The sequence below is a fragment of the Silvania confinis genome (genome assembly GCF_025564085.1).
GTDB lineage: Bacteria > Pseudomonadota > Gammaproteobacteria > Enterobacterales > Enterobacteriaceae > Enterobacter > Enterobacter confinis.
The window spans coordinates 834,538-857,260 of the sequence record NZ_JAMGZJ010000078.1; the positions used below are offsets into that span (position 1 = coordinate 834,538).

Consider the following 22,723-nt stretch of genomic DNA (forward strand, 5'->3'; position numbering starts at 1 on the left):
CATGGCTAAATTACCGCGCCGCAAATGCACCCATAAATCCTGCCGCCAGTGGTTTCACCCAATGCGTAACGGGCAGATCGTCTGCAGCTATGAGTGCGCCAGCGCAGTTGCCAAAGAACAGACCGCAAAGACCCGCGCAAAGGCTCTGCGGGTCGAGAAGAAGCGTCAGCGCGAAGAGGAGAAAGAAGGGCGGGCGCTGCAGGCCGAACGCCGGCAGGCTGTTAAACCACTCAGTCACTTCATCAAGCAGGCCCAGCAGGTATTCAACGAGTTCATCCGGTACCGGGATCGTCATCTAACGTGCGTCAGCTGCGATCGCCACCACGATGGACAGTACCACGCGGGGCATTTTCGCACGACCGGCGCGAATCCGGAGCTGCGCTTTAACGAAGACAACTGCCATAAGCAGTGCTCGGTCTGCAATAACCACCTCTCCGGCAACCTGACGGCATATCGCCTAGCTCTGATCGCCAAAATCGGGCAGGCCCGCTTTGACGTGTTGATGGGCCCTCACGAATTACCGAAATGGAAACGCGACGATTACATCCAGATCCGCGATGAGTACCGCGCAAAACTTAAAGAACTTAAACAGCAGGTGGTTGCATGAAACCAGAACTGATTGAAGTGCTCCGCATGCGTTGGCAGCGCCTCCGTATTTACCGCCGCCCGGGAACGGTGCTGGTGGACTACCGCATTCTTCGGAACTTTCTTCGCATTGAACAGATAGCAGGAGCTGCTGCATGAACCTCGAAAACACGGTGAAATACCACTTTGCCAAATCGACGCTGATTAGCGACTCCCCGCGCGCTACTGCCTCAGACTCACTGACCGGCACGGATATCATGGCTGCCATGGGTATGACGCAGGAGCGTGCAGCCATGGGGTACAGTGCATTCCTCGGCAAAATGGGTATCAGCAAAAATGACCGGGAGAGGGCGATCGCGCTGCTGGCGGAGTATGCCCTGACCAAATGCGACAAAGTTGCCGCATTACGCAAGCTCGGCGATGAGATTAAACCACTGGTGATGCGTCAGCTGGCCACGTTCGCCTTTGAGGACTATTCCCGCAGCGCCGCCAGCGTGAAACAGTGCGATTGCTGTTCCGGGCAGGGGTTCATTGAGGCTGATGTGTTCTCAATGAAATCTCACTACACCATGCGACTGCCACAATGGGCGAAAGACCTGAAGCAGTCGCCGAGTGATTTCGAGGTTAAGCGCCAGGTTAAAGAGGTCGCCCGTGTTCTCTGCTCGGCCTGCAAAGGGAAGAAAGTTGTCAGCTGCGCCTGTAATGATTGCCGGGGGCGCGGTAAAGCCGTAGCCCAAGAAGAAACAAACAAGCAGGGCGTGCCGGTATTCGCCAACTGTAAGCGCTGCAGCGGGCGTGGCTATGAACGAATCCCTTCCACTGAGGCGTATGCGGCTGTGTGCCAGATTACTGATGCCATTACTGTCGCTACCTGGGAAAAATCAGTTAAACACTTCTACGATCAGCTGATCACCAAATTCGATATCGAGGAAGCGTGGGCTGAGGCGCAACTAAAACAGATAACGCGATAGCGCTCACGAAAATAGCTTACGTTTCAAGCGTGAGCTATTTACTTTTCCGGAATCTGTGTTAATTTTATCCCAACGATGGGTTACTGCCTTCGTTACAAGCCCTGCGGTTAACACCGTGGGGCTTTTTTGTTTGCGAAGAAAACCCGCGAGTATTTCATCTGTCACAAAATTGAAGCGTAACACGATGGCTTTTTTGTCTGTGTTGCCGTTCGGATGCTATTTTTTAGGTGGTATTCGATGGTGTTCTCGATACAAGTACAACACTAGGGCGGGGAAACGCTCACTACGCAGAGACAGCTGCTTTGACCTGGCCGGCGGGTTCCGCTGGCCTTTTTTTCCGCCATTAGCTCAACCGGAGAGAGCACGGAGCTTCTACCTCTGCGGTTCGGGGTTCGAATCCTCGATGGCGGACCAGCGCATTGCTTTATCACCCATTAACATGATTTCTAAGGCTGCCAATTGGCGGCCTTTTTCTATTTCAGGCTCCCGGAACCCCCATCAGGTGCTTTGTCGTTAAGCATCCGGAGAGCCTGACCCCAAATACGCACAGCACCCGCGAACCAGCGAGGTGAGAGACATGTCCCGAATGAGCAAACTTGTCACCGGAGTCGCCCTCGGCACCTCAGGAGGAACCATCCTGAACGGCGTCCTCACAAAACTGAGTCCTGACGAATGGAGCGCCATCGGCGTACTGGCTGGTATTGCCGGGATACTCGTTACAGGGCTCATTAACTGGTACTTCAAACGTAAAGTTGCAAACGCACAGGTAAAGGCGCTTGAGAAGTACGGACCTGCAGTCAAAGTCGGAGATGATTAAATGCCAATGACCGGTAGCCTGCGTAACAAACTCATCGCCGCTGCTGGTGGTGGTGCAATGCTGATCGCTTCACTGTTTCTCGGTGGGCAGGATGGAGTAGAAGGGCGAAAGTACGAAGCTTATAAAGACGTCGCCGGAGTGTGGACTGTCTGCGACGGTCATACGGGCCGGGATATCGTGAGAGTGAAGAAGTATACCGATCGCGAGTGTGACCAGCTCCTGTGGAAAGACCTCCAGCCAGCAAAGCGCACGGTAGACAATTTGGTCAAGGTGCCGCTGGGCGAATATCAGCGCGCCTCACTTTACAGCTTTGTCTTTAACGTTGGGTCTGACGCGTTCTCGAAGTCCACGCTGCTGCGTAAGCTGAATAAAGGCGATCACGATGGAGCGTGCGAAGAGATGCGGCGCTGGGTTTATGCTGGTGGTATGAAGTGGAAGGGCCTCCAGAACCGGCGAGAGATGGAGCGCTCTATGTGCCTGGCGGAGAGTAAAAATGACCTCTAAAGCCTGGCTGATCATCGGCATCGAGCTGATTTTATCCCTGCTGGTTATTCACTTTCTGCTCGGCCAGGTAATTGATGAGACGAAGCGAGCCGACGCCGCTGAGCATAATCTATCCCTGGCAAACGACACTATCACCGACATGCAAACCCGTCAGCGTGACGCGGCTGCGCTTGATGCCAAATATACAAAGGAGCTCGCAGATGCGAATGCTGAAAATGCTGCTCTGCAGCGCAAGCTTGATAATGGTGGCCGGGTGCTCGTCAAAGGCAAGTGTTCAGTGCCAGGCACAACCGATACCGCCAGCGCCTCCGGCATGGGCCATGATGCCACCGTCGAACTCTCTGACGTTGCTGGACGAAACGTTCTCGGTATCCGATCCGGAATTAAGCAAGACCAGTCAGCATTGAGGGTTCTGCAGGAATACATCCTTACCCAATGCCTTCGATAAGCATTTTTTCATGGGCATATATTCTGCTGTAGCAGACTAATCACGCAGCATTATTTACTGGAGCAACCGAATCACCATCTTCTCTCATAACAAGCTGTTTAAATCTCATTAATCTGTAGACTCAGTTCACCCCGCCTTACCAACATCATAAGCTCGGGTTATTAGCGGTGCAGATAGCGTGAATCTTCTTGGTGGCTCCTAAGGTTCACGATCTGTCAGCTGATATTAAACAAAGGCCACGTTCGCGTGGCCTTTTCTCCAGCTAAGGAAAACCCATGAGAAATGTACTGGTGTTCTTCAACAATGAGCCTGTAATCATTCAAAAAGTTATACCTGGAACGACCAGTATCCTTCGTGAATACCCGAATGGAGAAGAAGCTCATCTCAAAATTATGTTTGCGGGTGTGCACTCTATCACAGGAGATCATACTGAATTTTGTGTTGCCTCTGATAAGGAATTAACTTCACAGGAAATCGTAGAAGCCGCGAACAGGTTACTAAAGTAAGTTCTGGCATTGCCGAACACAACATGGCGCAGAGAATTACTGCTAAAAAGCCTCGCCAAAGCGGGGCTTTTTACTAACTGAGGGTAAAGAATGCCATCTCCAATCATGAAGTATTTTGCGTATCAACATCTCCCGGCGCATCTGCAGGAAGTGAGTAAACCAATTGGCGATATTGCGACGCTGATGGATGAATCACTGCCGGACGGTGCTGAAAAGTCAGCAGGTCTCCGCAAGCTGCTCGAAGCCAAAGATGCACTGGTGCGCGCCAAGCTGGGTTAAGCCATTACAAAGCTCATCTGCGGGTGGGTTTGTGTCAAACAAGTTCCTTATGGCAACATCCGAGAATTGGCAGCAGATTATTAACAAGGTGATTAAGTGCTAAGGCGTGGTCGGTTGTGATTAAAAAGTAGCCAATCGTGTTATGATAGACCTCACTCTTAGAGAGGTTAAGAATTATGTCATTCTTCGATTACGCACTTAAACGCGTTGAAGCGGCGACCAAAACAACAGTGGCTTGCCCGATATGTGGCCATAACTCGAACCACCCGTCCACAAAAGTACGGCAAGAACTACCGTTGCTCTGCCCTCAATGCAAATCACTGTTTGTCATTCACAGATAACATGCGACCTGCTGAATATAACCGCCTTCGGGCGGTTTTTTTCTGCCATCACCATGGGTAGACCCATCGTAATGGCGATATGGCTACACTCTCTTCCCATCAACAGTAACGCTGGCATCAGCTGAGCTGTTAGGGATGTAAATTCTGACTTTGGATCCGCTTTCAGTAATCACCTCAATCGTCACAGATGTTGGCGGTGCGCCCGTATCGTCGCCTGTGAAAGCGGTAACGATTTCTTCTGAGGTTTTATCTTCAATGATTGGCATAAGTGCGCCGTCAACCAATCCAGCATAAATTTTCACATTGCCCATGGGCATCTCCTAAAGGTATTTAAATGGCACTCACCGACAAGCAGGATATGTTTTGTCGCGAGTACCTCATCGATTTAAACGCCACTCAGGCAGCGATTCGTGTGGGGTACAGCGCTAAAACAGCTAACCGTACCGCTACAAAATTGCTGTCAAAAGCTGTCATCCAGAACAGGATTGCCGAACTCAAAAGTAAGCGCAACGAGGATGTGGGGATTGATGCCGATTATGTGCTGCGACGCTTGGTTGAGATCGATCAGATGGACGTACTGGACATACTGAATGACGACGGTAGCCTCAAGCCGATTACGTCATGGCCCAAAGCCTGGCGAATTTCGCTAACCGGTTTGGACATCAGCACGACCATCCAGAACTTCGACGAGGAGACCGCAGAAACCATCCTCAAAAAGGTTAAGTGGCCTGACAAGGTTAAGAACCTCGAACTGCTCGGTAATCGCAGGTTAAGCCGGGGGAGTTAGAGCAGGATCAGAAGTCTCCTGATTACGCCATGCCGAAGTTCTATTATTTCCAGGAGCAACCAGTCGGGGATATAGGACCAAACGCTTACAACCAGATCGCTGATGCGATTACCTTCGACGCGAATCTCGACAGTAGCTTTAATTTACACACGCCAATTGCCAGCCTTAGTCCGACGGTTGCTCTGACCGTAGGTGACAGTTCATTCACAGTGGATTTAACCCCGAACAGGTTCAAAAGCGCGCCGAATTACGCAGATGCCCGGCCGGTAAATAATCCCGGTCAGGCGATAAGGGTGGTTTATGACTACGCAGCGTCAACAGCGAGCAAACTGACTTTCAGGGTTTACGGAGTGACAACAGCCGCCACGTTCAGATTTGGCATAACCACAGCATAAGAGTAGTAGGTTGTGCTAAAACTCCTTAAATGAATGCTATATCCATCTACAGTTCTTTAATGGTTGATAGGAGGTTCTCAGATCGAATATATATAGGCAATGTCAAACCATATTTCAGTCAACCAAATATTCTACTGGACATTTGGTTGACTAGCTTAAATGGTGATGTGAGTATTTACCTGACTTCTGCTAGTATAAGACCCAAAGAATCGTCATGTAAGGTCTGCATATAATCAGTCCAAATCCCCTGAACTTCCATGACACCTTTTAGCAACTTATAGTCATCAGAATTATGCAATGTAGTAGCTGATACTGCAGAAAACGGGGAATCTTTCTGGCATTCACCTAAAAGAGCTTCGACATAATTCAAGAAGATGTTTTTCCTCCTGACGTCTTGTCTATCCATAAACCATTCTAATTTCTCAATAGCATTGTCAATACTACGCTCAATCACATCACCAGCTTTGCATCTTGGAATAAATTTATGATCTTTGTGGTTGAAGTTTAGAACATTGACAGTCATTTCCCCAAGTGTTGTTTTACCTTTAATTCTGTAGCCTCGCATATATAGATGCTCGGATGGTAAATCATTGCATGGGTTAATTATTGGTTCCAATACAACATTGTGGCGCTGTTTGGAACCATTGCAATGGCGGCATGACGGCAGTAAATTTTCCCACTGAATTACGTCGTCAGGAAAGGTTTTTTTATCTTTGAAATGTTCGACTTCATTATAGGTGCTGGCCTCTTCAAGTTTTACCTCACAAAACGCGCATTTGCCATCACTTAATTTTAAGCAGGCTGACTTGACCTCATGGTGATGCCAAACAGTTGTTCCCTCCTTTTTGAATTGATTAGTAAGAGAATCAAGATCCTCTCGAGTAAAGAATTCAGGAGTGAAATTTCTTTCAAGTTTAATCATCTTATTCTTCTCTTTCACGAATAGACATCAAACTGATTTTTAAGGATTTACGCAGTACATTATTTTGATGCAGAGCGACATCCAGATATTCATATATCTCTTTAGCCTTGCTAAATTCATCAGCATCAATATGTTTTTCAAAATCACTTAACAAGTTCTGCAGTTTTCTACTTAATGTGCTTTCCATGCCCATTACATCAAGAAGTACTTCCTCTACTGTCCAGGCTGAGTAACCTAGGTCGTTATTAGGGAGTTCTTTTATCCTAACTGCACCATTTTCGTCAGGGACAAGCGCTAGTATCTGATGCGATTTGGCATTTTGAACTACGTGAGGGCTATGGGTGGTTACAATGAACTGCACCAAAGGAAATGTTGTCGTTAGAGCCTCAATAATTCTAGCCTGCCACTCAGGATGCAAATGAAGTTCTATTTCATCTATAAGTATAATTCCGTCAAATTCTGGTGCATATATATCATCTTCAGGAAAACGCAGTTCGATTTCTTTAATAATGCCTAGAAGCAGACTCATGCATGATTTCAAACCTGAGGAAAGGTATTCGTACCAGATTTCACCTGTTGGTGTGTTAACGAAAATATCATAAGTCCTTGGGTCTACTCGACTAAAAGAATACTCAGGATTAAGTATTGATATGCAGTTTATTGCAAGGTGTAAATTTTTTATTACATTAAGGCTGTAACCATCTTTAACATTTTCAAATAGTACACGTTTAGCAAACCACTCTTTGATGTTAAATAAATTTACCCCCGTGAAAATCTGTAACGCAATCTCATCATCCAGTAATTTTGATTCTGCATTTAAAGCCGCCAAGTGCTGATAATCAAAATTACGCATTGTCTCAAATTTCATTAGCTTTTTTTTATCAAACCCATCCCTAGGGTAATAATGCATGAAATCACTTGGTAATTGACTGTCAATGTTTGCTACGGGATTGAAATGCGCACCGCCATCTTGAATTTTTAAGCTGACATCTCCTGTTGGAGAGTTAATGTTTCTCTTTATTTTTTGCGTATTTCCTTGGAAAAATGGAAATGATGCAGCAAGTAACAGTGTAGACTTTCCAACTCCATTTGGGCCACAGATAATATTCATGTCAGGTTTGAAATCTATCTTTAGGGATTTTATCCCTCCAATATTATTTATAGTCAATTCTGTTAGCTTCATATGTATCCTATTCTGTGGTTGGCATGTGATTTGAATTTTAGACATATTAAGTAACGTAGACATGCCTGTAAATAGAGAATCAATTTTTGTACGTTATTTTCACTTTTACACTAGGACCCAACAGAAGGATGTAACCTCCACCACGCCCTGGGCGTCCATCCTCTCAGGTTGGATTAAATTATCGTAACGCTAATAGCAAACTCACGCTTGAATCGCGCATAAGCCATCGCCTATGACATTGCGCTGGCTTATCACTTTGAGGTCTGTTTTTGCGGGAGAAGAGAAATTGCCTGACCTTTCACCTTTTTTTCACACGATAGCTGCTGTTTTTCTACAGATAATATTTGGGTTAATTTCTGATAATTGGGTGACTGGCGGTGCAATAGGCTGCATGTGGTTTATCGCCCGCGAGCACACCCAGGCAGAGTATCGCTGGATCGCGCAGTTAGGCGGTGGAAAAAGGGTCAACATGCCGTGGTGGGGTGGTTTCGACTGGCGCGCATGGAATCTGCCCAGCCTGCTTGACTGGTTGGTGCCGGTGCTGGCATGCGCTGCAGTGTATTTTGTCGTCACCCTTTAACTTCTGTCGGCAGCATTAATAGGTAACCCCGCATTGATCTCCCGTTGCATTAAAACTACTGTATATAAAAACAGTAATCGAGGTGCCTATCATGCCCCGCCCATACGAAATTCGCGCCGCTTTTGTGGCCGCTATACAGAAAAACCCCAAAGGCTACCAGTGCCTCAGAACATCTGACTTCATCCGCGAGCTGGCAAAGGTGCACTGGCATTTCACCCTGAGCGATGCCAATTCCTGGATAGAGCGCTGCCAGCCGGACTTCACCGACAAGACGCCTGATTTCAGCGAGAACAGGTACTGGATGCTCCGCAACATGGGGAGAGTGCATTAATGGGCTTCCCTTCACCGGCTACCGACTATATCGAGCAGCGCCTTACGCCAGTCAGTATCTGCATGACGCCAGATAGCCGCATCCTGGAAACGTCAGCTGGCTACGCGATCCTCGTACCGGCTACGCACCCGAAGCAGGGTGATGCGCTGCTAATCCTCAGCGGCGGCCGCACGCAGTTCGCAAAGCTCATGGGGCAGTCACTGATTTGCGACGACGGCGAAGCGATTGAGGGCGTGGCGCTGGAAGAGGTCGAAGTACTCGGACGAGTGTCGTACTTCATCACGCAGATTTATGATGATGACAGGGTGGTGTAAGAAGCGGTGCGCACCAAAAGTCTTACAACGGATCGGTAGTGATTTTGCACAGGGATTTGCTCCGGGTAAAGCGTGAGGTAGCGTTTCATGAAGGAGCTACGCTAAACCGGGAATATCTGGGGGCATTCTGGGGACAAAAAGAGTGTCAGGGACATAAAATGGGACACGGAAATGTCAGTTAATGCGAGATAATGTTACTACCATGCGTTATGCAACTGATTGAATAGAATGGTAAACCTTGATTTTCAACGATATTTAACGCATTAACTGTAATGTGCGGCCCATTATAAAAATAAATCGGGGTAAAAAGCTATTTGCGCAAAGGAATATTCCGTTGCGCAACTGTTTTAGACTAAGGACTGAATCCCGGCAATCAGCCGTTGTACCCCTTCTTCGAGCTTGGCTCGCGGGCATCCGGCATTCAGACGCACAAAACCCGCTCCCTCCGCGCCGTATGTATATCCCGGCATAATCGCCACTTTTTGCTGCTCGATCAGCACCTTTTGCAGGGCGTTGTCGTCAAGATTAAGTGGGCGTAAGTCTATCCACGCCAGGTAAGAGGCCTGCGGCGGCTGCCAGTTAAGCGCTGGAAACGCGGCATTAAGCGTGTCGGCGACATAGCGTAAATTGGCCTCCAGATACTGACGCAGTGCATCCAGCCACGGCTCGCCCTGGCGATAGGCGGCGATATGCGCGACCAGCGCGAGCACCGAAGGCGACGATAAACCATCCCGGTTTTTCAGCGCATGCAGGTACGCGGTTCTGCTGGGCTCATCACTGATCAGGCCATAGGCGCCGGTGAGGGCGGGAATGTTAAAGCTCTTGGAGCCGGACGTAACCAGCGCCCAACTGCCGCGCGCTACCGCGCTCCACGGAGTATGCTGATGCGCACTCCACACCATATCCATATGAATTTCATCGCTGATGACTTTCACGTTGTGACGTTCGCAAAGCTCGGCCATGGTGGTCAGCTCGTCGCGAGTCCAGACCTTGCCGGTCGGGTTTTGCGGGCTGCACAGCAGCAGAATGCTGTTTTGCGGCTGTGCAAGTACGGCTTCAAGTTTTGCCATGTCGCACTGCCAGCCGGCGGCGTCTTTTTCCAGCGCCACACCGACGACCTGGCGCTGATTGCCCTCGATGGCTTTATAAAACGCGTCGTAGGCAGGGGTGTGAACCACCACGCCATCGCCCGGTTTTGACCACTGTCGGATCAGCTCAGAAACCATGTAGATGACCGACGGGCCATACACCAGCGAGTCGGTGTCAATCGGGCAGGCAAAACGCTGCTGGAACCAGTGGGCGACCGCTGCCAGAAATTCCTCGTTTTTCCAGCGGCTGTAGCCAAACACCCCATGATCCAGGCGCTGATGCAGGGCATCGGTAATGCAGGGGGCGGTGGCAAAATCCATATCGGAGATAGTAAAAGGCAGCAGGTCGGGCGCACCGAAGCGGTCGGCGACGTAATCCCACTGGGTGCACCAGGTGCCGTGGCGATCCACAACGGTTGAAAAATCGAACATCTTTCTGGTCCTTTAAATAAACGCCCCCTTCTGCGAAGGGGGCGAGACGTCAGGCTTCTACGGTACGCATCAGGGTGGCCAGTTCATCTTTCACCGACTGGACCTGCGGGCCAATCACCACCTGCAAATTGTGCTGATTAAGCTGAACCACGCCGATGGCACGGTTGGCTTTCAGCGCATTGGTATCGACCTTCGACATATCATTCACCGACAGGCGCAGGCGGGTGATGCAGTTATCCAGCGTGGTGATGTTATCCGCGCCGCCGAGGGCGGCCAGAATCGCCGGGGTGTTGTAACCCGATTTGCCGGTAACGCCTGCCACCGCCTGTTCCACGCCTGCTGCACTGTCAATATCGCGGCCCGGCGTTTTAATGTTAAAGCGGGTGATGGCGAAGCGGAAGATGGCGTAGTAGACCGCAAACCAGATCGCGGCCACGACCGGCACCAGATACCATTTGGTCGACAGACCGTGCAGGATACCGAACACCACAAAGTCGATCACGTTGCCGTCGGTGTTACCGATGGTCACGCCCAGTACCGCCATGGTAGTAAAGCCCAGACCGGTCAGCAGCGCATGGATCAGATACAGCACCGGTGCGACGAACAGGAACAGGAACTCGATCGGTTCGGTGGTACCGCCAACCACGCAGGCGATCACGCCGGAAATCAGCAGGCCTTTAATCTTATGTCGGTTTTCAGGACGTGCGCAGTGGTACATCGCCAGTGCCGCACCCGGTAAGCCACCGAGGAAGGCTGGCATTTTACCCTGCGACAGGAAGCGGGTCGCGCTCTCCGAGAAGCCGTGGGTGGTCGGGCAGCTCAGCTGCGCCTGGAAGATGGTCAGCGCACCGCTGACGTTATTGCCGCAGACGTCCATCGTGCCGCCAGCTTCCGTAAAGCGGATCAGCGCCACCAGAATGTGCTGCAGGCCGAAAGGCAGCAGCAGGCGTTCACCGGTACCAAAAATCATCGGGCCAAAATCACCCGCGCTGTTAATGATATTGCCGATACCGGTAATGCCCATCGCGAAGACCGGCCACATCAGCGGGATCACCAGGCCGAACAGGCCCATCACCACGGTGGTGATGATCGGCACAAAGCGGGTGCCACCAAAGAAGGCCAGCGCGTCCGGCAGGCGGATATTGTGGAAACGCTCGTGCAGCATCCAGATGATGACGCCCGCGATCACGGCACCCAGGATGCCGGTATCAATCGACTGGATCCCCAGTACGCTCTGAATATTGTTGGCTTTCAGTACCGCCGCGTCGGTGGTCGGTAAAATACCTTTCGCGGTCAGCCAGAAGTTGACCGCCAGGTTCATCACCGCGTAGCCGACGAAACCGGCGAATGCCGCCACGCCTTTGTTCTCGCGTGCCAGCCCCAGCGGGATAGCAATACAGAACATCACCGGCAGGAAGCTAAAGGCAAAGGAGCCGACTTTGCTCATCCAGACGAAAATCGCCTGCAGCACAGGGTTGCCCAGCATCGGGATCAGGGTAACGACATCGTTGCTGCTGAGTGAACTGCCGATCCCGAGCATGATCCCGCAGAAGGAGAGCAGCGCTACGGGCAGCATAAAGGTCTTACCCAGCGACTGGAAAAACTCCCATAGTGATATTTTTTGTGCTGCTTTCGCCGTCATAAAACGACTCCTTAAATGTTAAAATAAGATTACCTGCCTCAGTGCTGCGAGAAGATAAAACGTTTTATCAAAGTTTAGTGCGCGCTAAATCACATTCTCAGGCTTTGGCAGAGCGTATAAAGATAACGTATTGATAAAACGTTTTACCGATCTCATTATCAAGGAGTGACGCCGACCCATGGCTGTAGCGAAAAAAATCACCATCAACGACGTCGCGCTGGCGGCTGGTGTATCGGTCAGCACCGTTTCACTGGTGTTGAGCGGAAAAGGGCGTATCTCCTCCGCCACCGGCCAGCGGGTCAACGACGCGGTTGAGCAATTAGGCTTTGTGCGCAATCGCCAGGCCTCGGCGCTACGCGGCGGGCAAAGTGGGGTAATTGGCTTGATCGTCCGCGACCTGACGTCGCCGTTTTATGCTGAACTCACCGCCGGCTTGACGGAAGCGCTGGAAGCACAGGGGCGGATGGTGTTTTTACTCCACGGCGGGCGTGAAGCCAATCAGCTGCTCCAGCGTCTCGACATGCTGCTGTCCCAGGGGGTCGACGGGGTGATCGTCGCTGGAGCCTCTGGTGTGAGCAATGAACTGTGCGAGCGCGCCGCGGATAACGGCGTTCCGCTGGTGTTTGCCTCCCGCGCCAGCTATCTGGACGAAGCCGACACCCTGCGCCCGGATAACATGCAGGCTGCACAAATGCTGACCGAACATCTTATTCGTCGGGGCCATCAACGTATCGCCTGGCTGGGGGGCAACAGCGCCTCCCTGACCCGTGCGGAGCGGGTGGGGGGCTATTGCGCCACGCTGCTAAAGTATGGCTTACCCTTCCACAGCGAATGGGTGGTCGAGTGTGACACCAGCCAGAAAAAAGCCGCTGAAGCCATCGCGGGGCTGCTGCGCCACAACCCGACCATCAGCGCGGTGATCTGCTATAACGAGGCGATTGCAATGGGGGCGTGGTTTGGCCTGATGCGCGCCGGACGCCAGAGTGGAGAAGTCGGGGTAGATGCTTTCTTCGATCATCAGGTCGCACTGGGGGCGTTCGCCGACGTGCCGGAAAATGCCCTCGACGATCTGCCGATAGCCTGGGTGACCACGCCCGCCCGCGAGATGGGGTATACCCTGGCCGACCGCATTATGCAGCGGATTGAACGCAGCGATCTTCCGGCGGGGCATCAGATTGTCTCGGCAAGGCTGGTGGCGGGGCGATAGTCTGACGCAATAAAAAACCCCTCGGAGAGGGGTTTGGTTTTTTACTGCTGAGGGACAACCGGTACCGCGGGCTCTGCCGGGACGGCAGGCTCAGCCGGAACGGCCGGTTCAGGCATTCCCAGCGTTGGCACGCCAAACATGCCGACAAACTCTTCCAACGGCATTTTCTGCCCGTTGAGCGTCACCTGACCATTCGCATACTGCAGGCTGGCGCCAATCACATTGTCTTCGAGGGTGGTGATGCGGAACATTTTCCCCATCGCCGCCAGGCCTTTCACCTGCTGGCTGGCCAGTTTACCTGCGTCAGCGTCGTTATAGCCCTCGAGCTTCGCGACCTGCGTCATCATCTCGGTTGCCATGTCCATTGGGATGGTCAGCTTGCTTTCGAGAGACTTCACGCTGCGATCCACTTCCTGGGACAGAGTCTGGGCTTCACCGGTGGCGGTGGCCGGATCTTTCAGGAACAGCGACAGGTTGAAGTTGGTTTCGCCTTTGCTGTTTTTCCAGCTAAGTGGCGCAATGGTCACCACCGGTTCGCCTTTCAACAGCAGCGGCAGATTGCCAAAGAAGGCATCCATGGCTTTCTGCTGATACAGTGCCGGATTGTTAGTCATCAGCTCTTTGTCGGCCAGCAGCGCCTGGCTGTCGGCACGGTATTTTTCGCTAAACTGGTGCCATGCCTGACCGTCGATGTTGCCGACTTTCAGCGTTAGCTTGCCATTGCCCAGATCCTGATTCTGCACTTTCAGGCTTTTCATGCTGTAATCCAGCTGGCTGTTGATGCTCTTGCCATCCTGAGAGACCTCGGATTTACCGTTGAGATCCATCCCTTCGAGCACCGCCATCTCTTTGCCTTCAATGGCGATAGCCAGCTTGTCGAGGGTCAGCTTCTGGTCGCCAATGCGCTCGTCAAAGCTGGTCAGATGGCTGTCGCCCTCGGCTTTCAGATTATTAAAGGTCAGCTGGACCTTTTGATTGTATTCGTTCACCGCGTTAACCAGACCGCTGGCGGCTTCACCTTTCAGGGAGAAGACATTGCCTTCGCGATCCGCATCCAGCTGGAAGTTACCGCCGCTGAATGCCACTTTCTCGTCGCCGCTCTCGTAGTTCAGCGGTTTCAGGGCGATATCGGAACGGGTGTCACCGGCATAGCTGATGCGGGTATCGACCACAAACGGCGATTCATTCTTCGCCAGATCGTACAATGGCTTCGCGGCTTCGTTGTTCACCAGCGTGGTTTTAACCGAGGCCATCGACGGGATCAGGTTGAAGGTTTTCAGCTGGGCCAGCGGGAACGGACCATGATCGATCTCTTCGTTGAGAATTATGCTCTCGCCCGGCTTGAGCCACGGGCTTTCTGTGCCGGCCAGCGGCTTAACCACCATTTGCAGATGGCTGGAGAACACGCCGCGCTGATAGTCCTGATAGCTCAGTTCGAGCCCGGATTTTTTGATTTCGCTGTTTGCCTGGGCCACCATCTCTGCCATGCGGGTTTCCAGTTGTTTCCCGGTAAACCAGGAAGCGCCTGTCCACACCACGCCTAACGCGACAATAATGCCTGCAGCTATAACCGATTTTTTCATCGTGATTATCCATAAAAATGAAACCGAGCGGTGAAAACCGCCCGGTGAGGTCATAAGGTTACCAATAGCTTAGCAATAATTGTTAAAACAATCAGTAAGTCACTAGAGCTTATTGAACACTCTTGCCAGACGGCCAACGCCGCTGACGCTAACCGGCGAATCGTTGGCGGCGATAAAGGCTGACTCGCCAGGCTGCAACACCAGCCGCTCGTCGCCCTTACTCAGCACCGCTTCGCCGTCCACGCAGAACAGGATAGCAGCACTCTGCTGAGCGATAACGGTTTCTGCGCTGCTGAGGGCGTGCAGGGAGAAAGCAAAGTCATCCACCGGGATCGGGAAGTCCAGCTCCGCGCCGTTTTGTACCGGCTGAGTGAGCAGTTCCGCAGCCGGTTTAGCCACGAATTGCACGTTAGCGACCAGTTCCGGGATGTCGATGTACTTCGGCGTCAACCCAGCGCGCAGGACGTTATCGGAGTTGGCCATCACCTCCAGCGCCACCCCTTTCAGGTAGGCATGCGGCGTTTCGGCAAACAGGAACATCGCTTCGCCGGGGGCCAGTTTCACCACGTTCAGCAGCAGCGGGGAGAACAGGCCGCTGTCGTCCGGGTAAAATTCCGAAATCACGCGAATGGTCTGCCACGGCTCGCCCTGCTGGTTGTTCAGCGCCGCTTTCAGCACGCCCAGTGCGCGCGCTTTTTCATCGCCCTGCATGTTCAGCAGGCTGGCGAAAAGGTGGCTCAGACGGCTGGCGTCGGGTTTTTCGAGGTAGTGGGCAATCGCGCTGTGTGCACCGGCAACCGGCTGCAGCAGGGAGACGATCTCTGAGAATTCGCGGAAGGCGTTCATCGCCAGGAACGGGGTCAGGGCGAACACCAGTTCAGGTTTGTGATTCGGGTCTTTATAGTTACGCTCGGCGGCATCCAGCGGAATACCGGCCGCGTTCTCTTTGGCAAAGCCCTCTTCAGAGGCCTGCTTGTTCGGATGCACCTGAATAGAGAGCGGTTGATCGGCGCACAGCACCTTAAACAGGAACGGCAGTTCGCCAAAACGACGGGCGACAGCGCTGCCTAACAGCGTCTCTTTATCGGCATCGATGACCTCGCGCAGGGCGCGTACGCCGTGGGCATCTTCAATTTTTGAGCTGCTCTTCGGATGCGCACCCATCCACAACTCTGCCATCGGCAGGTTATCCGGGTTGGCGATACCGTAGAGATCCGTTAACGCAGTTTGACTTCCCCAGGCGTAGTTCTGCACTGAGTTGATGAGTTTTTGCATTATCAAGCCCTGTTTCAAATGTGGAATTAACTGCCCGTATTAAAGCAATAAACCGCGCGGAAGTAACCTCTGCGCGGAAAAAGTCGTACTAGTCTCAGTTTTTGTTAAAAAATTGTGTAGGATAGGCCAACTCGCTTTTAAGCAGGGCAACGGAAGAACTGCCTGAACCATAATCAGCAATGTCGTAAGTGAGAGATCAATGTCGAATAAACCCTTCCATTATCAGGATCCTTTCCCGCTGGCAAAGGATCAGACCGAATATTACCTGTTAACCCGCGACCACGTTTCTGTCTCTGAATTTGAGGGGCAAGCGATCCTCAAAGTCGATCCGCAGGCGCTGACGCTGCTGGCGCAGCACGCTTTCCACGATGCCTCCTTTATGCTGCGCCCGGCGCATCAGCGGCAGGTGGCAGACATCCTCAGCGATCCGCAAGCCAGCGAAAACGACAAATACGTCGCGCTGCAGTTCCTGCGTAACTCCGATATCGCCGCTAAAGGCATTCTGCCGACCTGTCAGGATACCGGCACCGCCATTATCACCGGCAAAAAAGGCCAGCGCGTCTGGACCGGTGGCGGCGATGAAGCGGCCCTGGCGCACGGTGTGTACAACACCTATATCGAAGATAACCTGCGCTACTCGCAAAACGCGGCGCTGGATATGTACAAAGAGGTCAACACCGGCACCAACCTGCCTGCGCAGATCGACCTGTACAGCGTCGACGGCGACGAATACAAATTCCTGTGCATCGCCAAGGGCGGCGGGTCCGCCAATAAAACCTACCTTTATCAGGAAACTAAAGCGCTGCTCTCTCCGGGCAAGCTGAAAAACTATTTGGTCGAGAAAATGCGAACCCTCGGCACCGCGGCCTGTCCGCCGTACCACATCGCGTTTGTGATCGGCGGTACCTCGGCTGAGAGCACCCTGAAAACCGTTAAGCTGGCGTCGACCAAATACTATGACGGCCTGCCAACCGAAGGCAACGAACACGGCCAGGCGTTCCGAGATGTTCAGCTCGAGCAAGAACTGCTGGTCGAAGCGCAGAACCTCGGCCTGGGTGCGCAGTTTGGCGGCAAATATTTTGCCCACGATATCCGCGTGATTCGCCTGCCGCGTCATGGCGCCTCCTGCCCGGTGGGGATGGGCGTCTCCTGTTCGGCAGACCGTAACATCAAGGCCAAAATTAACCGCGACGGCATCTGGATCGAAAAACTGGAAAACAACCCGGGCAAGTACATTCCGGAAGAGCTGCGTAAAGCGGGCGAGGGGGAAGCGGTCCACGTTGACCTCAACCGTCCGATGAATGAGATCCTTGCGCAACTGTCGTCCTATCCGGTTTCTACCCGCCTGTCGCTGAACGGTACCATTATCGTCGGTCGTGACATCGCGCATGCCAAGCTGCAGGAGCGTCTGGACAACGGCGAAGGGCTGCCGCAGTACATCAAAGATCACCCGATCTACTACGCGGGCCCGGCAAAAACCCCGGACGGCTATGCGTCCGGCTCGTTAGGCCCGACCACTGCAGGCCGCATGGATTCCTATGTGGATCAGCTGCAGGCCAACGGCGGCAGCATGATCATGCTCGCGAAGGGCAACCGCAGCCAGCAGGTGACCGACGCCTGCCACAAACACGGCGGCTTCTATCTGGGCAGCATCGGCGGCCCGGCTGCGGTGTTGGCGCAGGGCAGTATCAAGAGCCTGGAATGCGTGGAATACCCGGAACTGGGCATGGAAGCTATCTGGAAAATCGAAGTGGAAGACTTCCCGGCGTTTATCCTGGTGGATGACAAAGGCAATGACTTCTTCAAGCAGATCCAGTCATCACAGTGTTCGGCGTGTGTGAAGTAAGTTAAAAAATGCCCGGCGGCGTGTCGGCTTGTGCAAGCGCAGCGCCGCCGGGCAATAACAAGAGCGCACAAAGCGCCATACCGTTTTCCCGTTCTCATCAATACTTATTTCTTTGAGCTGTGAGCAACCCACTTCGTTGTTATCAAGGAGAAAGTAATGACCACCTCACGCAGTGAGAAAGACTCGATGGGTGCCATCGACGTTCCACAGGATAAACTTTGGGGCGCACAAACCCAGCGTTCGCTGGAACATTTCCGTATCTCTACCGAAAAAATGCCCGTAACGGTTATCCACGCGCTGGCACTGACCAAACGCGCGGCCGCCAAAGTGAACCAGGATCTGGGCCTGCTGGCAGCAGAGAAAGCCACCGCCATTATTACCGCCGCCGACGAAGTGCTGGCGGGCAAACACCCGAACGAATTCCCGCTCGCTATCTGGCAAACCGGCTCCGGTACCCAGAGCAACATGAACATGAACGAAGTGCTGGCAAACCGGGGCAGCGAACTGCTCGGCGGGGTGCGCGGCATGGAGCGTAAGATCCACCCCAACGATGACGTCAACAAAAGCCAGAGCTCCAATGACGTCTTCCCGACGGCGATGCACGTGGCGGCGCTGATCGCCCTGCGTGAGCAGCTGATCCCGCAGCTCAATGTGCTGAAACAGACCCTCGACCAGAAGGCCCACGCCTTTGCCGATATTGTCAAAATTGGCCGTACCCATCTGCAGGACGCCACGCCGCTGACCCTGGGCCAGGAGATTTCTGGTTGGGTGGCGATGCTCGATCACAACCTGCGCCATATCGACCACAGCCTGCCGCATCTGGCGGAGCTGGCGCTGGGCGGAACTGCGGTTGGTACCGGGCTCAATACCCATCCGGAGTATGCGGTGCGCGTGGCGCAGGAGCTGGCGACCATCACCCAACAGCCTTTCGTGACCGCGCCCAACAAGTTCGAAGCGCTGGCGACCTGCGACGCGCTGGTGCATGCCCATGGGGCACTGAAAGGATTAGCGGCGTCGCTGATGAAAATTGCCAACGACGTCCGCTGGCTGGCCTCCGGGCCGCGCTGCGGCATCGGGGAAATCAGCATCCCGGAAAACGAGCCAGGCAGCTCGATCATGCCAGGCAAGGTCAACCCGACTCAGTGCGAAGCCATGACCATGCTCTGCTGTCAGGTGATGGGCAACGACGTCGCGGTGAACATGGGCGGCGCGTCGGGCAACTTCGAACTCAACGTCTACCGTCCGATGGTCATCCATAACTTTATGCAATCGGTACGTCTGCTGGCCGATGGGATGGAGAGCTTTAACGAGCACTGTGCGGTCGGCATTGAGCCTGAGCGCGAGCGCATCAGCCAGCTGCTCAATGAATCGTTGATGCTGGTGACTGCGCTCAATACCCATATCGGCTATGACAAGGCGGCAGAAATTGCCAAAAAGGCGCATAAAGAGGGGCTGACGCTGAAGGCCGCCGCGCTGGCGCTGGGCTATCTCTCTGAGGCTGAGTTCGACAGCTGGGTACGCCCGGAACAGATGGTCGGCAGCCAGCAGTAGTCACTCCGCCACATATAGGTGCAGCCGCTCAATGATGGGCCGCAGCGGCTGCGCCTGAGGCTTATAACGGTGCTGAACGTTCTCAGCATCGTAGTTCAGCAATTCCCCGATGTCCGGCAGCACCGCCCCCCGATCGTCGTCATACAGCGCAATCAGCGGCGTGGGGCAGGCGTACTGCACCTGCTTTTGCTGCCCGGCATGCCAGACCCTGGCGATCGGCTGCACTTTTACCGGACGTTTAATCTTCAGCCGCGCATCCGCAGGCAGGGCATAGATGGCGGTATATTCCGCCTCGAGCCGTTCCACCCACTGTTCCCGTGACCAGGGCGCCACCGCCCGCGGCGCTTTCAGGCTTTTTTCCAGCATCGAAAGCACCTCGTCACGGGTGAAGTTTTTAATAATGTGCTTATTGGCCCAGCCGAAGCGCAGCGTCGCCGGATGATGAATGACGGTCAACGTGCGGTAGGCATTAAGGGTAATCAGCCCCGGCAACTGATGATGCACCCACTCAAAGCGCGCCGCGGACGCCAGACCTGACTCCTCGGTGACAATCTTTTCAAACTCGGCTTTGAGCGCATTAATGCTCGCGATCTGCATCGTGAGTTGCTCCCGGTGCGCAGCGTCGCTTTGCAGGCAAATCACCCCAGGCAGGCGCACGGCGGCCTTGCTGCTGCGGTTTTCAGACTGCTGCTGAATAAAAAGATGGCGATAGTGCTGCAGTGCCATCGCCAGCGCCTCTTGCCCCAGATGCTGCTTGACGGCAATGGTGTTGAGCGGATCGTGCTCGGCACCTTTAACCACGTCCGGCAGGGAGAAGACTCGCGCCGCCAGCAGCCGGCAGGTTTGCAGGTCGGCGGTTAATTGCGCCAGCTCGTGCTCCATCTGGCGAAAGGTGGTGTTTAAGCGTTCAATCAAATCGTAAGTCGTCATCGCGCACCGCAGTAGTTACAACATACTGAATATATAGCACAGCACGCCCGGTCAGGCTAGCGTGCGCGTGGGGTCAGGCAGAGGTGAATGACGGCAGATGATGCCAGACCGGCCAGTTAAAGCAAAAACGTGCCCCGCCGAGGTCGCTCTCTTCACAGCTGACGTCGCCACCCAGCGCCTGAGCGATCGAGTGAACAATCGCCAGCCCCAGGCCGCAGCCGCCGGTCGAGCGGTCGCGGCTCGGGTCGAGACGCACAAATGGTTCGAATACGCGCAGGCGGGCATCGGGCGCAATGCCGGGGCCATCATCTTCCACCCATAAACTGGCGCGACTGCCAGTCAGGTGCAGCGAAATACGCAGCTGGTGATCGCTGTAGCGCAGGGCATTGTTGACCAGATTATCTACCACTCGCTCCATCAGGCGCATATCCAGCGCGCCGTAATCGCCGCTCATGCTGTTAACCTGCAGCGTGCGCTGCGGATTGACGCTTTGCACGTCCTCGACATAGCTGCGTAGCCAGCCAGGAAGATCCGGGGTGCTGAGCTGAAGCTCATTCTGCGGGCGGTCAAGTCGGGCGTAAGTCAGCAGCTCTTCGATGAGTGCTTCGAGCTGGCTGATATCGCGGTTTAACGCCTGCGACTCAGTGGGCGTGAGGTTTTCGCTCATCTCCAGACGGTAGCGTAGCCGCACCAGCGGCGTGCGCAGCTCATGGGCGATACCGTCGATCAGCTGTTTCTTACTGGCAATCAACGCGTTAATGTTGTCGGCCATCTGGTTAAAAGCCACGCCAAGGCGCTCGAAGCTGGAGGCGCTGTCAAAATGGATCCGCTCCGTCAGATGCCCATCACCAAAGCGCTGCGCAGCGGCCTCGAGGCGCAGCATCTCCTGCCAGTGGGGGCGCATCCAGATAAACACCGGGAAGGCCAGCGAAATGGCGATAAAGGCCAGCAGGGCGATATCCAGCAGGCGCATTTGATGCTGGAAATAGAGATAGGGGACCGGCCCCACCGACAGCACATAGTTGCTGCGCGGGATGCGCTGGATAAAGGTGTACTGATCGTCCAGCGCTACAATATCGCCACCGCGAAGACGCTGCAGGGTGGACGGGTCCAGAACGTATTTTTTCAGCGGCTCGATGCGCAGCTCAAATGACAGATTGAGGTCCAGCTCTTTCATCGTGCGCGCCCAGTCGCGGGGCGGGATCTCGCGCAATTCGCTGCGCATCAGATACAGAGAACTCTTCATCAAATCATCCAGCGACTGGCGGCCCGCGCGCTCGGCGGTGAATTTATACACCAGCCCAACCAGCATGGTCATCACCAGGAAGCAGACAAACAGCAGCAGGTAGAACTGCACAAACAGCTTTTTCATGACAATACCCGGTTAAGGATTCAGATGTCCCAGGCGTGCGGGGCGAAGAGATAGCCTTTGTTGCGCACGGTTTTAATGCGAAAGGGTTCGGTGGCGCTGTCCAGCAGCTTTTTGCGCAGGCGCGATATTGCCACATCGACGCTGCGATCCATCCCGTCATAGCTGACGCCGCGCAGATTTTTCAGCAGCGCATCGCGATCCATAATCTGCCCGGCATGGGTCGCCAGCTCCCATAGCAGGTCGAAATCGGCGGTCGAGAGGGCTACCTGTTGGCCTGAGAGCAGCACCTGGCGGTTTACCGGGTCGATGGACAACGTACCAAAGCGCAGCGCTTTATGCGGGGTTAACGAAGGCGCCGGGGTATCGCCGGAGGCCGCCACATGCTGGCGCAGATGCAGGCGCAGGCGCGCCAGCAGTACCGCAGGCGGGGTGGTTTTTAGAATATAATCGTTGGCGCCCATCTCCAGCGACAGAATATGGTTCATGTCGCTGTCGAGCGAAGTCAGCAGCACAATCGGGCCGTTCCAGTGGGCGCGCAGATCCCGGCATAACGTCATGCCGTCTTTGCCGGGCAGCATAATATCCAGCAGCACCAGATCGGGTTTCTCCCGCGCCACCACTTCTTCAGCGCGGTCACCGCGCGGTTCGACGATGACATCCATATCATGTTTACCCAGATAAGCTGCAATCAACTGGCCAACTTCGGGTTCATCCTCAACATATACGATCTTGTTCATACGCCGTCTGATCTGCGAAAAAAGCCAACATACACCGCGCAACCTTAACGTTCCATTAATCATTCGCAAAATGTTGCTGTTCCGTTATGCTGCCTGG

26 protein-coding genes, 1 tRNA gene and 1 pseudogene are annotated in these 22,723 nt (G+C 53.7%); 18 read left to right on the plus strand and 10 right to left on the minus strand.

The genetic code is table 11. From position 1 onward, the window contains the following. The first annotated feature begins 1 nt into the window (after window position 1). From M8013_RS21940 to M8013_RS21985, 10 genes are all read left to right on the plus strand, one after another. The gene (locus M8013_RS21940; RefSeq protein WP_271269865.1) at window positions 2–607 is read left to right on the plus strand and encodes a recombination protein NinG; all 606 of its coding nucleotides are present in this window, start codon (window positions 2–4) and stop codon (window positions 605–607) included. After that, entirely contained in the window at window positions 604–744 is a 141-nt protein-coding gene (locus tag M8013_RS21945) for a YlcG family protein (RefSeq protein WP_271269866.1), read from the plus strand. The genes M8013_RS21940 and M8013_RS21945 overlap by 4 nt, the downstream gene beginning before the upstream one ends. Further along, window positions 741–1,556, plus strand: coding sequence for an antitermination protein (locus tag M8013_RS21950; protein WP_271269867.1), 816 nt, complete (start codon window positions 741–743; stop codon window positions 1,554–1,556). Before M8013_RS21945 ends, M8013_RS21950 begins: the two co-directional genes overlap by 4 nt. A gap of 337 nt (window positions 1,557–1,893) precedes the next feature. Next, window positions 1,894–1,970, plus strand: a tRNA-Arg gene (locus tag M8013_RS21955). A 172-nt stretch (window positions 1,971–2,142) separates the two neighbouring features. Then, window positions 2,143–2,373 (plus strand): class II holin family protein, encoded by a 231-nt coding sequence (locus M8013_RS21960; protein ID WP_271269868.1) that lies wholly within the window; start codon window positions 2,143–2,145, stop codon window positions 2,371–2,373. A gap of 6 nt (window positions 2,374–2,379) precedes the next feature. After that, complete coding sequence (locus tag M8013_RS21965; protein WP_271270180.1) at window positions 2,380–2,877, plus strand: lysozyme; 498 nt, start codon at window positions 2,380–2,382, stop codon at window positions 2,875–2,877. Next, the gene (locus M8013_RS21970; protein WP_271269869.1) at window positions 2,867–3,325 is read left to right on the plus strand and encodes a lysis protein; all 459 of its coding nucleotides are present in this window, start codon (window positions 2,867–2,869) and stop codon (window positions 3,323–3,325) included. Before M8013_RS21965 ends, M8013_RS21970 begins: the two co-directional genes overlap by 11 nt. Before the next feature lie 275 nt (window positions 3,326–3,600). Further along, entirely contained in the window at window positions 3,601–3,831 is a 231-nt protein-coding gene (locus M8013_RS21975) for a hypothetical protein (RefSeq protein WP_271269870.1), read from the plus strand. Window positions 3,832–3,921: 90 nt separating this feature from the next. Then, complete coding sequence (locus M8013_RS21980) at window positions 3,922–4,110, plus strand: hypothetical protein (protein ID WP_271269871.1); 189 nt, start codon at window positions 3,922–3,924, stop codon at window positions 4,108–4,110. A gap of 176 nt (window positions 4,111–4,286) precedes the next feature. Then, window positions 4,287–4,451, plus strand: a complete 165-nt coding sequence (locus tag M8013_RS21985) for a YnfU family zinc-binding protein (protein ID WP_213079379.1) — start codon at window positions 4,287–4,289, stop codon at window positions 4,449–4,451. A gap of 83 nt (window positions 4,452–4,534) precedes the next feature. On the opposite strand, the gene M8013_RS21990 is transcribed toward M8013_RS21985, so the two are convergent. Continuing rightward, window positions 4,535–4,762, minus strand: coding sequence for a hypothetical protein (locus M8013_RS21990; protein WP_271269872.1), 228 nt, complete (start codon window positions 4,760–4,762; stop codon window positions 4,535–4,537). 23 nt (window positions 4,763–4,785) lie between these two features. Here M8013_RS21990 and M8013_RS21995 point away from each other — a divergent pair. Together M8013_RS21995 and M8013_RS22000 are read left to right on the plus strand one after the other, a co-directional pair. Further along, a pseudogene (locus M8013_RS21995) lies at window positions 4,786–5,211 on the plus strand (terminase small subunit); the annotation flags it as partial. 56 nt (window positions 5,212–5,267) lie between these two features. Continuing rightward, entirely contained in the window at window positions 5,268–5,633 is a 366-nt protein-coding gene (locus tag M8013_RS22000; RefSeq protein ID WP_271269873.1) for a hypothetical protein, read from the plus strand. Between the two features lie 175 nt (window positions 5,634–5,808). Here the strand turns inward: M8013_RS22000 and M8013_RS22005 are convergent, their stop codons facing one another. Next, complete coding sequence (locus M8013_RS22005) at window positions 5,809–6,555, minus strand: HNH endonuclease family protein (RefSeq protein ID WP_271269874.1); 747 nt, start codon at window positions 6,553–6,555, stop codon at window positions 5,809–5,811. 1 nt (window position 6,556) lies between these two features. Further along, a complete protein-coding gene (locus tag M8013_RS22010) occupies window positions 6,557–7,738 on the minus strand; it encodes an AAA family ATPase (protein ID WP_271269875.1) in 1,182 nt (393 codons plus the stop codon). Between the two features lie 232 nt (window positions 7,739–7,970). On the opposite strand from M8013_RS22010, the gene M8013_RS22015 reads away from it, so the two are divergent. From M8013_RS22015 to M8013_RS22025, 3 genes are all read left to right on the plus strand, one after another. Continuing rightward, window positions 7,971–8,318 (plus strand): hypothetical protein, encoded by a 348-nt coding sequence (locus tag M8013_RS22015; RefSeq protein WP_271269876.1) that lies wholly within the window; start codon window positions 7,971–7,973, stop codon window positions 8,316–8,318. Between the two features lie 91 nt (window positions 8,319–8,409). Continuing rightward, window positions 8,410–8,649 carry a hypothetical protein gene (locus tag M8013_RS22020; protein WP_271269877.1) on the plus strand — a complete coding sequence of 80 codons (240 nt, stop codon included), beginning with the start codon at window positions 8,410–8,412 and terminating at the stop codon, window positions 8,647–8,649. Continuing rightward, window positions 8,649–8,963 (plus strand): hypothetical protein, encoded by a 315-nt coding sequence (locus M8013_RS22025; protein WP_271269878.1) that lies wholly within the window; start codon window positions 8,649–8,651, stop codon window positions 8,961–8,963. The genes M8013_RS22020 and M8013_RS22025 overlap by 1 nt, the downstream gene beginning before the upstream one ends. 347 nt (window positions 8,964–9,310) lie before the next feature. Here the strand turns inward: M8013_RS22025 and M8013_RS22030 are convergent, their stop codons facing one another. Further along, window positions 9,311–10,483 carry a MalY/PatB family protein gene (locus M8013_RS22030; RefSeq protein WP_271269879.1) on the minus strand — a complete coding sequence of 391 codons (1,173 nt, stop codon included), beginning with the start codon at window positions 10,481–10,483 and terminating at the stop codon, window positions 9,311–9,313. Window positions 10,484–10,532: 49 nt separating this feature from the next. Next, complete coding sequence (gene malX / locus M8013_RS22035) at window positions 10,533–12,125, minus strand: maltose/glucose-specific PTS transporter subunit IIBC (RefSeq protein WP_271269880.1); 1,593 nt, start codon at window positions 12,123–12,125, stop codon at window positions 10,533–10,535. Between the two features lie 178 nt (window positions 12,126–12,303). Here malX and M8013_RS22040 point away from each other — a divergent pair, with 178 nt between their 5' ends. Then, window positions 12,304–13,332, plus strand: coding sequence for a Mal regulon transcriptional regulator MalI (locus M8013_RS22040; RefSeq protein ID WP_271269881.1), 1,029 nt, complete (start codon window positions 12,304–12,306; stop codon window positions 13,330–13,332). A 41-nt stretch (window positions 13,333–13,373) separates the two neighbouring features. On the opposite strand, the gene M8013_RS22045 is transcribed toward M8013_RS22040, so the two are convergent. Both M8013_RS22045 and manA read right to left on the minus strand, forming a co-directional pair. Then, the gene (locus M8013_RS22045; RefSeq protein ID WP_271269882.1) at window positions 13,374–14,915 is read right to left on the minus strand and encodes a YdgA family protein; all 1,542 of its coding nucleotides are present in this window, start codon (window positions 14,913–14,915) and stop codon (window positions 13,374–13,376) included. A 102-nt stretch (window positions 14,916–15,017) separates the two neighbouring features. Continuing rightward, the gene (gene manA, locus M8013_RS22050; protein WP_271269883.1) at window positions 15,018–16,190 is read right to left on the minus strand and encodes a mannose-6-phosphate isomerase; all 1,173 of its coding nucleotides are present in this window, start codon (window positions 16,188–16,190) and stop codon (window positions 15,018–15,020) included. Window positions 16,191–16,389: 199 nt separating this feature from the next. Here manA and fumA point away from each other — a divergent pair, with 199 nt between their 5' ends. Together fumA and fumC are read left to right on the plus strand one after the other, a co-directional pair. Then, window positions 16,390–18,036 carry a class I fumarate hydratase FumA gene (fumA, locus tag M8013_RS22055; protein WP_271269884.1) on the plus strand — a complete coding sequence of 549 codons (1,647 nt, stop codon included), beginning with the start codon at window positions 16,390–16,392 and terminating at the stop codon, window positions 18,034–18,036. Window positions 18,037–18,192: 156 nt separating this feature from the next. Continuing rightward, window positions 18,193–19,587, plus strand: a complete 1,395-nt coding sequence (gene fumC, locus M8013_RS22060) for a class II fumarate hydratase (RefSeq protein ID WP_271269885.1) — start codon at window positions 18,193–18,195, stop codon at window positions 19,585–19,587. Here fumC and tus read toward each other — a convergent pair whose 3' ends face one another. The 3 genes from tus to rstA form a co-directional block, all read right to left on the minus strand. Further along, window positions 19,588–20,517, minus strand: a complete 930-nt coding sequence (gene tus / locus M8013_RS22065) for a DNA replication terminus site-binding protein (protein WP_271269886.1) — start codon at window positions 20,515–20,517, stop codon at window positions 19,588–19,590. It lies immediately after the preceding gene. Between the two features lie 73 nt (window positions 20,518–20,590). Next, on the minus strand, window positions 20,591–21,889 hold the full coding sequence (rstB, locus tag M8013_RS22070; RefSeq protein WP_271269887.1) for a two-component system sensor histidine kinase RstB: 1,299 nt from the start codon (window positions 21,887–21,889) through the stop codon (window positions 20,591–20,593). Between the two features lie 20 nt (window positions 21,890–21,909). After that, on the minus strand, window positions 21,910–22,626 hold the full coding sequence (gene rstA / locus M8013_RS22075) for a two-component system response regulator RstA (protein ID WP_271269888.1): 717 nt from the start codon (window positions 22,624–22,626) through the stop codon (window positions 21,910–21,912). Window positions 22,627–22,723: the final 97 nt, after the last annotated feature.